The organism is Marinobacter xestospongiae, assembly GCF_023156385.1.
Classification (GTDB): Bacteria; Pseudomonadota; Gammaproteobacteria; order Pseudomonadales; family Oleiphilaceae; genus Marinobacter; species Marinobacter xestospongiae.
The window spans coordinates 120,044-133,278 of the sequence record NZ_JAKZAK010000005.1 but is presented as its reverse complement, the minus strand read 5'-3'; the positions used below and the strand labels follow the sequence as shown (position 1 = coordinate 133,278).

Annotated in this window: 9 protein-coding genes; 3 read left to right on the top strand and 6 right to left on the bottom strand. The window is 60.1% G+C overall.

Annotated features, from left to right (window positions below; translation table 11 throughout):
* Positions 1-16: 16 nt before the first annotated feature.
* The 5 genes from MLD24_RS05050 to guaB all read right to left on the bottom strand — a co-directional run bounded on the left by MLD24_RS05050 (position 17) and on the right by guaB (position 7,221).
* Positions 17-2,032, bottom strand: coding sequence for a hypothetical protein (locus MLD24_RS05050; protein WP_248164746.1), 2,016 nt, complete (start codon positions 2,030-2,032; stop codon positions 17-19).
* A 75-nt stretch (positions 2,033-2,107) separates the two neighbouring features.
* The gene (locus MLD24_RS05045) at positions 2,108-3,382 is read right to left on the bottom strand and encodes an ATP-grasp domain-containing protein (RefSeq protein WP_248164744.1); all 1,275 of its coding nucleotides are present in this window, start codon (positions 3,380-3,382) and stop codon (positions 2,108-2,110) included.
* Positions 3,383-3,583: 201 nt separating this feature from the next.
* Positions 3,584-3,931: a hypothetical protein gene (locus MLD24_RS05040; RefSeq protein WP_248164742.1), complete on the bottom strand. Its 348-nt coding sequence runs from the start codon at positions 3,929-3,931 to the stop codon at positions 3,584-3,586.
* Between the two features lie 168 nt (positions 3,932-4,099).
* On the bottom strand, positions 4,100-5,677 hold the full coding sequence (gene guaA, locus MLD24_RS05035) for a glutamine-hydrolyzing GMP synthase (RefSeq protein ID WP_227175705.1): 1,578 nt from the start codon (positions 5,675-5,677) through the stop codon (positions 4,100-4,102).
* Between the two features lie 80 nt (positions 5,678-5,757).
* Positions 5,758-7,221 carry an IMP dehydrogenase gene (gene guaB / locus MLD24_RS05030; protein WP_248164739.1) on the bottom strand — a complete coding sequence of 488 codons (1,464 nt, stop codon included), beginning with the start codon at positions 7,219-7,221 and terminating at the stop codon, positions 5,758-5,760.
* A gap of 216 nt (positions 7,222-7,437) precedes the next feature.
* On the opposite strand from guaB, the gene xseA reads away from it, so the two are divergent.
* The 3 genes from xseA to MLD24_RS05015 all read left to right on the top strand — a co-directional run bounded on the left by xseA (position 7,438) and on the right by MLD24_RS05015 (position 11,448).
* Positions 7,438-8,799 carry an exodeoxyribonuclease VII large subunit gene (gene xseA, locus MLD24_RS05025; RefSeq protein ID WP_248164736.1) on the top strand — a complete coding sequence of 454 codons (1,362 nt, stop codon included), beginning with the start codon at positions 7,438-7,440 and terminating at the stop codon, positions 8,797-8,799.
* Between the two features lie 249 nt (positions 8,800-9,048).
* On the top strand, positions 9,049-10,923 hold the full coding sequence (locus MLD24_RS05020) for a propionyl-CoA synthetase (RefSeq protein ID WP_248164734.1): 1,875 nt from the start codon (positions 9,049-9,051) through the stop codon (positions 10,921-10,923).
* Positions 10,924-11,238: 315 nt separating this feature from the next.
* A complete protein-coding gene (locus MLD24_RS05015) occupies positions 11,239-11,448 on the top strand; it encodes a cold-shock protein (RefSeq protein WP_227175701.1) in 210 nt (69 codons plus the stop codon).
* Positions 11,449-11,554: 106 nt separating this feature from the next.
* Here MLD24_RS05015 and MLD24_RS05010 read toward each other — a convergent pair whose 3' ends face one another.
* Complete coding sequence (locus MLD24_RS05010; RefSeq protein WP_248164731.1) at positions 11,555-13,234, bottom strand: 2-isopropylmalate synthase; 1,680 nt, start codon at positions 13,232-13,234, stop codon at positions 11,555-11,557.
* Position 13,235: the final 1 nt, after the last annotated feature.

Here is a 13,235-nt window from a genome sequence, read left to right as displayed (position 1 = left end):
CCGCCGCTAGCGCTATTTACTCCTGAGCTTGCAAGCCACTGGCGGGCAGGCGGTTGTCGCCCCAACTGCGGTGAATCCGGTCGATCACTGCCTGTAGCTGTTCGGCGGGCACATTGGCCAGCACGCCCCGCTCCAGCGGGTCGTAGTGGAAGATGTACAGCCTGGAGGCGAACTCCTCAAAGGTCAGTGACGCCTCGCCGAAACGTTCGCCCTTGCCTGAGGTGCTGACCAGGATGCCATCGCCCCAGTTCTGGCCACTGTCATTGTTGGGATTGAAGAAGTACACACGCATCTGCTCCTCGGGGTCGAGGGCCACCCGCACAATGGTGATGGCATGCCAACCAATGAAACGGGCTGCGCTGTCGGTGACGGCGATCCCTGCCGGCTGGGGATGGATCACCGGCTGGTTGCCGTTGTAGAACGGGTGGTAGCAGGCATAGAAGTGGCTGAGAAACCCTTCCAGATCCTGCAGCAGGCCGGTGGCAACATCGACGTTGATGCGGAACCCGCGACCGGCCCACCAGCCGTGGAATTCCGGGTTGATCCAGCGGTGGGGATCGCCCTCGCGATCGGCACAGCGGCGTCCCATCTCGGCGTAGATCCGGTCCAGGTGCGGCACCACCACCAAGGACACCGGATCAAGATCCAGCGACATCTCCGTCGCCACGCCGGACTGACTCTCCCGCGAAGAAATGGCCTGTCCCTCAAAGTGCATCACAATCTCGTCATCCCGGGCAGCCCACACCACCATCTGCAACAGATAATCGGGATCGTTGTAAGCCCACATCGACAGCGCCCGGGCCGACTGACAGGTGGGGTTGTTGCCCTGGCCGACGCCCAACGGCAGCCCCAGAATACACAACACACCTTCCATCAACCGGACCTCCGGCGACGGACTGTTACCAAACACCAGGCTCAGCCGCTGCCGACAATAGTCAGAAATCGGCAGCGCAATCTGCCGCCACAGCGCGGGCGCCACCGGAGGCTGATACAGAATGCCCCGTTCCAGCATCAGCGCCAGGCCGTAGATCCCCTGCCCGGTTTCCGGATAGATACCGAACTCGATCATCGCCCGAACCAGCTGGTCGTAACACAACAGGCATTCGCGACCGGTACTGGACAACCCCAGGGCCTCGGCAATCAGGTAATCGCTCTGATCCAGCAGGAAACGGAGCAACGTGGCGTGATACGGCGATACCAGCCCGGTATCGTGCATGGAACGGGCGAACCCGGTCGCCTCGGACTGCAGGGCCGCCGAATCCATTGCCTCCAGCCGTTCCTGGTAAACCGCCAGCCCCGGGTCCTCGCGGCAGGCTGACGACGGGGCAAACAAAGCGCTGATCAGGCGATCAGCGCCATGTCCGCTGGCCCCCAGGTTGATCGTCGGATCTGCGCGACAGACCGCGATCTGGGTCACCATGCGTTTAACGCCGTCAACCTGAATGGGGCGCTGCTGCAGGATGCGCCAGATCTCGTCGATCAATCGGTCAATGATGTGCTCATAGCCAACCCGCTCAGCCAGGTACCGGACCAGCGCCCGGCTGGCCAGGGCCATCCGCCCCTGCTGGGTGCGTTCAGCCTCCGTGGGCGGGCTGAACAGCATGTCCAGATTGGCTGCCAGCACCTGGGTCAGGAAATGGTGGGCCTGCTCCGACGACACCGACACGTGGCTGTAATCCCCCATCGCCACCGCCAGCAAACGCAGGTCGCTCAGGGCTTCGATTACCACGGTGTCGCTGTTGGCGCTCTTGAGGGAGGAAGCGCTGAGGGCAGGAATGAGGATCTGGGGGTAAGCCCAGTCGGTCCCGGCGAATACGCCGGCCTGCTCCAGCTGCGGCGCATACTGCTCCAGAACCGCACAGCCACCATCGTTCAGCAGCAGCCGGCGCCCCAGGTCGAACAGCCGCTGGAGCTTGGCGGCGCGGGTGAACGAAGGCGCCTCCGCCAGGCTCTGGACGGCATCCAGCAGCTGGCAGGAAAGCTTGGCCAACTTGGCATCGTTACTGCCATCACCGGTATCAATGGTACTCATTGGACTCCTTGCACAGGGGCTGGTGTGATCGATCCTCAGCGCCAGCAGTGGCGGCCGCATTCACGGCCACCGCCATTATACATAGAAATCCAGGTCCTCCTGGTGCTTGAGCAGGTCCCGCAGGGTGTGGGGCTCGTCACCGAAGAAGTACACCAGACCCCAATGGGTACCGAACGCCGTGCGCTTGGTGACGGTTTCCTCAAGTGGTGGTGTAAGCTCATGGGACTCGAAGTAGTCGTGGTCCTCAGTCTCTTCCGGTATTTCCAGCCGGCTCACCACCCGCCGCCGCGGGTAAACCCCGAAACACCCGGCATAGCCCTTGGCATCCACCACCTCGCGGGGGAAGAACGCGGCAATCTCCTCCTCCGTGGTCTTTGGATCAAAGGCCAGGATCAGACCCTGGTAGGCATTGAAGCCATACGCCCGCTCCAGTAACTCAAACACCTTGAAGCCGGGCGGACGGTACGCCACCTCGCCAAAGTACATTTCGCCATCGCTGGTGACGAAATACTCCGGGTGAACGAAACCGAATTCGATATCAAAGGTCTTGATCAGTTTTTCGATCTGGGTACGGATCTGGTCGCGGTACTTCTCCAGCTCAGGCGATGCCGGCACAAACACCGAATAGCCCAGGGTGACGTACTCGGAAATATTCAGGAAGCGGATCTTGCCCTGGTGAATCCAGGCTTCGACCGCAAACTCCCAGCCGTCCAGATGGGATTCCATCAACACCGGGAACTCTTCATCGGGAATGGCATCCACCTCATCCGGTGACCGGATCACCCGATGGCCGAGACAGCCGGCCTTGTCGAAGGCCTTGAGATGGATGGGATCATTGGGATCGCCATCGAGTTTCAACAGGGTCTGGTTAACCCGTTTGAGGAAGCGGATCACGTCCTCTTTGTCATGGGCTTCCTCGAAAATGCCAACACGAATGCCACCCAACTGGGCCCGACGTTTCATCAACGCCTTGTCCCGCAACAGCATCGCCTGCCCCAGCAATCGTGGGTTGTTCAGCAATACGGAGTTGATCGCACCGGCCCATTCCACCGTTTCCTCGAACAGTGGAATCGCCACATTCACCCCCATCTCCTTGAGGGTCTGGGCAATCTCCATGGAACGGTCATTGATGCGTTCGAAATTCCAGGGCACGTAGGGAATGTCGTGCTCCTTGCAGTAGTCTTCCGCCCATTCGGGCGCCACCACCACGTAACGGCGATCAAAACGGTCCGCCGCCTCCACCGCGTTCAACGACCATCCCAACAGGGCAACGTACCCCTTGCTCGGATCACGCGGCCGCTGCTGCCGACTGCCCCCCTGCGAATCTGGTATTGCCTGGTACTGAGCCATTACGCAAAACCTCCTTTTCGACTGTGGTTAACACCACCCTACAGGCTTAGTCAGCGTTTGGATAATTCGCAACCAGATTCTGGTCAGTCCGTTGTGGAGCGCAGTACCAAGAAACATGCGGGTTTCAGGGAGTACGCAGCGATGCTTATATTTTATAGAAATAAGAAAACGTTTAAGGAGCCTCTGACAAGCCCCGCCCAATCAAAAGCTTTCAAGGCAGGGGTTACCACCGTAATCCCAAACCGGCATCGCCGCCTGCAACGTGCCCTGTTCGTGGAACTTCAGAGCAACCCAGCCAGCCCAGGTGCACCCTGATTTTTCATATACACCCAGTTCTGTGTGCCTGCTAACAATCGAGACTACCTCCTCCTTACCGAGATGCCCAGCCAACTCCGGCAACGCCGCCATCAGTTGCTTCCGCGTTTCATCCAGTTCCTGGATCTGTTGGTCACGATAAGCCGAAGTCACCCCCTGATCCACGACAATAGCAAGCCAGAACAGGTTGCTCCCAATCAAGGCTACTGACAAAAAAGCGATTATCCATTTCACCTGAATGCTCCGTCTCATATCGTGAGGTCCAAACCGGGCAAGAGGCAGCCCTTCTTGACCGGCTCCCCTCGGCCAGTGGTGACCCGATACTGCCAGATACAAAAAAGCCCATGAAAGCATGGGCTTTTTCTACTTACCGATTATTGGCAGTTACTGCCTAACGCGCGATCATTCCCACTCAATCGTCGCCGGCGGCTTGGATGACACATCGTAGGTCACCCGGGACACACCGCTAATCTCGTTGATGATGCGGTTGGATACGGTCTCCAGCAGGTCGTAAGGCAGATGCGCCCAGCGAGCGGTCATGAAGTCGATGGTTTCCACCGCGCGCAGTGCCACCACGTACTCGTAGCGTCGGGCGTCGCCGACCACACCGACCGACTTCACCGGCAGGAACACAGCAAACGCCTGGCTGGTCTTGTGGTAGTAGTCCGCGCGATGCAGCTCCTCGATAAAGATGGCATCGGCGCGACGCAGGATATCCGCGTACTCCTTATGCACCTCACCGAGGATACGTACACCCAGACCAGGCCCCGGGAACGGGTGACGGTAGACCATGTCGTACGGCAGGCCCAGCTCCAGGCCGATCTTGCGAACTTCGTCCTTGAACAGTTCCCGCAGCGGCTCAACCAGCTTCATCTTCATGGTTTCCGGCAGCCCACCCACGTTGTGGTGGGATTTGATCACATGTGCCTTGCCGGTCTTGGAGGCGGCAGACTCGATCACATCCGGGTAGATGGTGCCCTGGGCCAGCCAGTTCACATCGGTGATCTTGGCGGCTTCGTCATCGAACACGTCGATGAAAGTGTTGCCGATAACCTTGCGCTTCTGTTCAGGGTCAGACACACCCTTGAGCTTACCCAGGAACAGGTCCTCAGCGTCCACCTTGATGACTTTCACACCCATGTTGCGGGCGAACATGTCCATCACCTGCTCGCCTTCGTTCAGGCGCAACAGACCATTGTCGACAAACACACAGGTCAGCTGGTCGCCAATCGCCTTGTGCAGCAGTGCCGCGGTGACCGACGAGTCCACACCGCCGGACAGTGCCAGCAACACCTTGTCATCACCCACCTGCTGCTTGATCTGCGCAACGGCGTCATCAACGATCTTGGCCGGAGTCCACAGCGCTTCACACTGACAGATGTTCAGTGCGAAATGCTCCAGAATGCGTTTGCCTTGCAGGGTGTGAGTCACTTCCGGGTGGAACTGGACACCGTACAGGTTGCGGCTGAGATCCTGCATTGCAGCAATCGGTGCGCTCTCGGTGGACGCCAGCAGCTCGAAGCCTTCAGGCATGGTGACGACCTTGTCGCCATGGCTCATCCACACGTCCAGCAGGGCGTCACCGGTTGCCGTCAGGTGGTCTTTGATGTCTTTCAGCAGCGGCCCTTCGGCACGCACCTTGACCTGGGCATAGCCGAACTCGCGCTTGTCGGAGCTGGCCACTTTGCCACCGAGTTGCTCGGCCATGGTCTGCATGCCGTAGCAGATGCCCAGTACCGGAATACCACGCTCAAACAGGCCTTCCGGTGCACGTGGGCCTCCCAGCTCCGTGACTGACTCCGGACCACCCGCCAGAATGATTCCCTTGGGATTGAACTCATTGAGCTCGTCACCGGAAATGTCGAACGGACGGATTTCACAGTACACACCGATTTCCCGAACGCGGCGGGCAATCAACTGGGTGTACTGGGAGCCAAAATCAAGAATCAGGATGCGGTGGTCATGAATGTTCTGGGCCATGGGTTCCTCAATGCAAGTAAAGTCAACGACCGGTTAAACGAAAACGGCCGACCCACTGGGCCGGCCCTAGGCGGTCGCGATCAGCCAACGCGGTAGTTGGGTGCTTCCTTGGTAATGGTCACGTCGTGGACGTGGCTTTCCCGCATCCCGGCGTTGGTAATACGAACGAACTGCGGCTTGGTGCGCATCTCATCCATGTTGGCGCTGCCGGTATAGCCCATGGAGGCCCGCAGACCGCCCATCAGCTGATGAACGATGTTGCGCATCGGTCCCTTACAGGCAACCCGGCCTTCAATGCCTTCCGGCACCAGCTTCTCGACGCCTTCGCTGGCATCCTGGAAGTAACGGTCACTGGAGCCCTGTCCCATGGCACCGATGGAGCCCATACCGCGGTAGGCCTTATAGCTTCGACCCTGGAACAGCTCCACTTCACCCGGCGCCTCATCGGTACCGGCCAGCAGGCTGCCGACCATGACACAGTGCGCGCCGGCGGCGATGGCCTTGGCCAGGTCACCGGAGAACCGTACACCGCCATCAGCAATCAGCGGTACACCGCGATCCTTCAGAGCTTCAGCAACATTGGATACTGCGGTGACCTGGGGCACACCAATGCCCGCCACTATGCGGGTGGTGCAGATGGAGCCAGGACCGATGCCAACCTTGACGGCGTCAGCGCCGGCGTCAGCGAGGGCAATTGCCGCTTCGGCAGTGGCGATGTTGCCACCGATAACCTGAACCTGGGGATAGGTCTGCTTGACCCAACGCACCCGATCAATAACGCCCTTGGAATGACCATGGGCAGTATCGACAACAATCACATCAACACCGGCTTCCACCAGCGCAGAGATCCGGGCTTCGGTGTCGCCACCGGTACCGACGGCGGCACCGACGCGGAGACGGCCCTGCTCATCTTTGGCTGCCAGCGGGTAGTCCTTGGCCTTCTGGATATCCTTGACGGTGATCAGACCGCGGAGTTCGAAGCTGTCGTTCACCACCAGCACTTTCTCAATACGGTGACGGTGAAGCAGTTCTTTCACTTCCTCGAGATCGCCGCCTTCCTGAACAGTGACCAGCTTTTCCTTCGGCGTCATGATGTCAGACACCGGCGTGTCGAGACGGCTCTCGAAGCGGATATCGCGACCGGTGACAATCCCCACCAGGTCACGACCGTCCACCACCGGCAGACCGGAAATGTTGTTGGCAGTGGTAATGTCCAGCAGTTCACGAACGGTGGTGCTGGGCGACACGGTAATCGGGTCTTTCACCACGCCGCTCTCAAATTTCTTGACCTTGCGAACCGCTGCTGCCTGTTGCTCAACAGACATGTTCTTGTGCATGATGCCGATGCCACCTTCCTGAGCCATGGCGATCGCCAGTTCGGCCTCGGTTACGGTATCCATCGCGGCAGACAACAGGGGGATGTTGAGGGAAATGTCCTTGGTCAACCGGGTTTTCAGGCTGACATCCTTGGGCAAAACTTCGGAGTGTCCGGGAACAAGCAGGACATCATCAAACGTGAGGGCTTCTTCGGCAATTCGCAGCATTGGGACCCGCCTTTTGAACGTGCTAAGTTGAGGATTTACTGCCGCCTACAGGGTGGATTCACCCGCAGTGTTGCAAAGCAAAATCCTTAATCGATCCATTATAAAGCCGCTCCTGAGGACAGTAAACCGTCCTTCTTTGAAGTCTTGATTGCATCTTTTTGAATTTCGGTTAGTTTTAGCCACCTGTATTTTCGGCATTCACGTATAAGGCCCGTCATGGACACCCCACCGCTCACCACCCGCCCCCGGGCGCTGACCGTCAGCGAACTGAATCATCAGGTCCGCCACCTGCTGGAAACCAGCTTTATGCAGGCCTGGATCGAAGGCGAGCTATCGAGCCTGTCGCGCCCCTCCTCGGGTCACTGGTACTTTACTTTGAAAGACAGTCGCTGCCAGGTGCGCTGCGCCATGTTCCGCGGCTTCAACCAGCGACTGCGGCAGATTCCGCGGGAAGGCGATCAGGTGCACCTTCGCGGCAAGGTCAGCCTGTATGAGAACCGCGGCGACTTCCAGATCATTGTCGAACACATGGAGCCGGCCGGCCAGGGCTCACTGCAGCAGGCTTTTGAAGCCCTCAAGGCAAAGCTCAGCCAGGAAGGCCTCTTCGACGCCGACCGCAAACGCCCGATTCCGTTTCCGCCCCGCCACTTAGGCGTGGTGACCTCGCCCACCGGTGCTGCCATTCATGACATCCTGACGGTACTGGCCCGCCGGTGCCCGGCAATACCGGTGACGCTTTACCCCACCGCCGTCCAGGGTCAGGCCGCAACCGACGACATCGTCGCCGCCCTGAACGCCGCCCAGGCCCATAACCAGGCCGATGTCCTGATCGTCGGACGCGGCGGCGGCTCGCTGGAAGATCTCTGGTGCTTCAACGAGGAGCGGGTTGCCCGTGCGCTGGCCAACTGCCGGATTCCAACGGTGAGCGCGGTCGGCCACGAAGTCGATGTCACCATCGCCGATTTTGTCGCCGACCTACGGGCGCCGACCCCATCCGCCGCCGCCGAGAAGGTGTCACCCGACCAGCAGCAGTGGCTGATGCGACTCGACGAGCACCAGCAACGCCTGCAACACGCAGCCCGTCGCACCATCCAGCGTCAAAGGCAGCAACTGGCCCACCTCGCAGCGCGGTTGCGAGACCCTCGGCGGGAACTGCAGGACAAGGCCCAGCGACTGGACGAACTCGAACTGCGCTTTCAGAGCGCCATCCGCCAACGGGCAGAACGGGACCAGATACGACTGCAGAACCTGGGGCAACGCCTGAAGGGGCGCTCGCCACTGCAACAGGTCAGCCAGAAGCATCGCGACGTCGACCAACTGAACCAGCGATTGCGACAGGCCTTTGGACAGCGCCTGGACCACGCCCGGGATCGACTCGGACACCTTGGCCAGACCCTGCATGTGGTCAGCCCTCTGGCCACGCTGGGCCGGGGCTACGCTATCGTCCAGGACCCGCAGGAGCGGATCGTTCGCAATCCCGGAGATCTCAGCCCCGGTGATCAGATCCACGCCCGCCTTGCCCAGGGCTCGGTATCAGCCGTGGTCACCGCAACCCACGCCCCGGAAGCGTCGGAGTAGCCCGGCGACCTCCCCTGACGCCCCCTGACAACCGGTTCCGGGCCCGCCCCGGCACCGGCTTAGCCTATGGTCTAGTAGTTCTCGCCAGGAAACTGCCTACAGTCTGGTAATGAGCCTCTGAAGACAGTCAGGCACATCAATACCCATCATCACGACGCGGGAGTCGCATCTGTAGCGACCGCCGACACTGTCCAGACGCTCCAACACAGCCAACAACAAATACAACAGCTTGGGGATAGAGGTGGACGAATGACCTATCGTTCAGAGTTTGATCGCTCCATTCACCAGAGAGAGGACTTCTGGCGGGAGCAGGCCAGCCAAATCGACTGGATCAAGAGCCCGGAGATCATCTGGGAAGACCGGGGACAGGGCCACGGCCAATGGTTTCCCGATGGCCAGCTCAACAGCTCCGATCTGGCGCTGGATGCAAATATTCGTGCCGGCCGCGGCGATCAGGTCGCACTGATCTACGATTCTCCGGTCACCGATACCCGGGCAACCTTTACCTACACCGAACTCCGAGACCGGGTGGCGCTGTTTGCGGGCGCATTGATCAACCAGGGAATTGGCAGGGGTGACAGGGTCATCGTGTACATGCCGATGGTACCGGAAGCCGCCATTGCCATGCTCGCCTGCGCCAGAATCGGCGCCATCCACTCAGTCGTCTTTGGCGGGTTTGCCGCCAATGAACTCGCGGTCCGTATTGATGACGCCACACCCAAGGCCATTGTCACCGCCTCCTGTGGCATTGAGGTCAACCGGGTCATCGAATACAAGCCGCTGGTCGACAACGCCATCCGCCAAGCCCGGCACAAGCCGGAATGCTGCATTGTGCTGCAACGCCCGCAAGCCACCGCCAGCCTCGAAGCCGGCCGCGACCTGGACTGGCAAGCCGCAGAAGCCGGCGCCACGCCGGCAGCCCCCGTTGCCATGACCTCCGGTGATCCGCTTTATATCCTTTACACCTCGGGCACCACCGGCAAACCGAAAGGCGTGGTACGGGATAATGGCGGCCACGCGGTCGCCATGCGCTACAGCATGTCACTGGTGTACGACGCCAAACCCGGCGATGTCTACTGGGCCGCATCGGATGTCGGCTGGGTGGTCGGCCACAGCTACATCGTCTATGGGCCCCTGTTCGCCGGCTGCACAACCGTGCTCTACGAGGGCAAGCCGGTGAAAACCCCCGATGCCGGCGCCTTCTGGCGGGTGTGCCAGGAGCATAAGGTCAACCTGCTGTTCACCGCACCCACCGCCTTCAGAGCCGTCCGCAAGGAGGACCCGGAAGCCGACCAGCTCAATCGCTACGACATCAGCTCACTGAAGCGGATCTTCCTGGCGGGGGAACGGCTCGATCCACCCACCTATGAATGGCTGCGGGAACACACCCGGCTGCCGGTGCTGGATCACTGGTGGCAAACCGAGACCGGCTGGGCGATCTGCTGCAACCCGGCCGGTATCGAGATGGCCGCCACCAAACCCGGCTCCGCGACCTTCCCGTCCCCCGGCTACGACGTTCAGATCGTCGACACCGAGGGCCGGCCACAGCCCGCTGGCACCCAGGGACAGGTTGCCATCAAACTTCCCCTGCCCCCGGGTTGCCTGTCCACGGTGTGGGGAGATGATGACCGATTCCGCCGTACCTATCTGGAGCCACTGCCGGGCTTCTACACCTCCGGAGATGGCGGTTACATCGATGAAGAAGGCTATGTGTTCATCATGGGCCGCACCGACGACGTTATCAACGTGGCCGGTCACCGCCTCTCGACTGGCGAGATGGAAGAGATCATTGCCTCGCACCCGGCGGTCGCCGAATGTTGCGTGGTAGGCGCCCGTGACGAACTCAAGGGTCAGATTCCGATCGGCCTGGTGCTGGTCAAGGACGGCGCCACCATCGCCCACGAAGAACTGGAAGATGAGCTGGTGGAAATGGTGCGGGACCAGATCGGCGCCATCGCCTGCTTCAAACAGGCCATGGTCGTGGATCGCCTACCCAAAACCCGCTCCGGCAAGATTCTGCGGCGGGTGATTCGCCAGATCGCCGACGGCGAAGAGTATTCGGTGCCCAGCACCATTGACGACCCGGCAATACTGGAGGAGATCAGCCACCAGTTCAGCCCCTGAGGCGGCTCACCGCCGGCCCCGCCCGCGTTTTAGCGGGCGCGTGGCCGCTCGTGACAAAAGCGTTACAACACCTTGTTTTTTATCCTTAAAATTCCTTCCAGAAAGAACAAAAAAGGCGTTGACGCCCCTTGATCAAGGTCTATACTGAATTTGCTGTGAAAATGCAGCAGTCTGTGTGAATGCGCTTCAACGTCCCGCTTGTCAGCTATGCGTTGCTCCTTCCTCGGTACTCCTGGATTTCTCAGCAAAGGATATTCCGCAAGGGATATTGGATGGTCCCGTGAGGGCACAATTTCGGAAATACAGGAAAGATCGATGTCAGATACAAAAACTGGCCACGTCAAGTGGTTCAACGAGGCCAAGGGCTTCGGTTTCATCGCACAGGAAGGCGGTAGTGACGTATTTGTTCATTACAGTGCAATCAACTCATCCGGGTTCCGTACCCTGGCTGAAGGCCAGCAGGTGCAGTTCACCGTTACCCAGGGCCCGAAAGGTCCCCAGGCAGAGAACGTAACGGTCGTTTAACGATGAGCGCACTCTGCCCCATGCCCCTCACGGGTAATGGACAATAAAAAAGCCGGCTGATGCCGGCTTTTTTATTGTCTGCAAAGGTGCCGGAGAAGGCCTTGTCTCAGGCTTCCGCCACCTCACCCTCCTGCCGCGCCGCTGCTTGGGCCAAAAGGCCGGAAACCGCCGACAGCAATGCCTGAATGGTCGCCGAGGTGGTGTCTTCTGCCAGCGCCGCTGCACTGCGATGCTCACCATCCGCCAACACCCGGATACAGGCCATGGCGTTGGCACTGGTGCCTTCACTCAGCGCGAACTCGTCGTAGGCCTCCACGGCAATCTCAACGCCATAATGCTGACGGATCGCCGCCGCCACGGCCTCCACAGCCCCCAGGCCATGACCCTGGAGCGTATCTCCCTGCCCCAGTTCAACACGGGCCTGAACACCGTCATCCCCGCGATGCAGATCGTAGGACTGCAGGCGCCAGCGATCCGCGACCTGCAGGTAGTGCTCGTTGAACAACCGGTGAATGGTGTCAGAATCGATTTCACCGCCGTTCACCTCGGCCTCCCGCTGCACCAGCTTGCTGAATTCAATCTGCAACCAGCGCGGCAGCGTGATGTCATAGTCCCGCTCAAGCACGTACGCCACTCCACCCTTGCCGGACTGGCTGTTGATCCTCACCACTTCCTCATAACGCCGCCCCAGATCGCTGGGATCAATGGGCAGGTACGCCACATTCCAGGGATCACTGTCGCTGCGGCGGGCCAGACACTTGCGAATCGCGTCCTGATGACTGCCAGAGAAGGCCGTAAACACCAGCTCGCCGGCGTATGGGTGGCGGGGGTGAGTGGCAATCTCGGTGCAGGCCTCCACCACGTCGGTGATCTCCGACATACAGGACAGATCCACCTCAGGGTCAATCCCCTGGGAATAGAGGTTCATGGCCATGGTCACCAGGTCCATGTTGCCGGTACGCTCGCCATTGCCCATCAGGGTTCCCTCAACCCGGTCAGCGCCTGCCATAACCGCCAACTCCGCTGCCGCCACACCGCAGCCGCGGTCATTGTGGGTATGAACGCTGATGCTGATGTGCTCACGATAGCGCAGGTTGTCACACATCCATTCGATCTGGTCGGCGAAGACATTGGGGGTCGCCATCTCAACCGTGGCCGGCAAATTGATGATGACCGGCTGGCCCTGATCCGGACGCCAGATATCGTTAACCGCATCGACAACTTCGACTGCGAAATCGAGCTCCGTGCCGGTGAAGCTCTCCGGGGAGTACTGGAAGGTCCACTCAGTGTCGGGATACCGCTCCGCGCCCGCTTTCACCAGGCGAGCACCGTTGACAGCAATATCACGGATGCCGTCCCGGTCCATGCCGAACACCTGCTCCCGCTGCACAGTGGAGGTAGAGTTGTAGACGTGAACAATCGCCCGCTTGGCGCCCTCGAGGGCCTCGTAGGTACGCTCGATGAGTTCCGCCCTGGCCTGGGTCAGCACCTGAACCGTCACATCCTCCGGAATCCGCTCTTCCTCAATCAGCTTGCGGCAAAAATCGAAGTCTGGCTGGCTGGCCGCGGGAAAGCCGATTTCAATGTGCTTGAATCCGAGCTTGACCAGCAAATCAAACAGGCGCTGCTTCTGAGCCACCGACATGGGCTTGACCAGCGCCTGATTGCCGTCCCGCAGGTCAACCGCACACCATTGCGGCGATTTCTCAATAACCTGGTCCGGCCAGCGGCGGTCAGTCTTGCGAATAACCGGAAACGCTGAGTATTTGCGATGATCAAAAGCCATG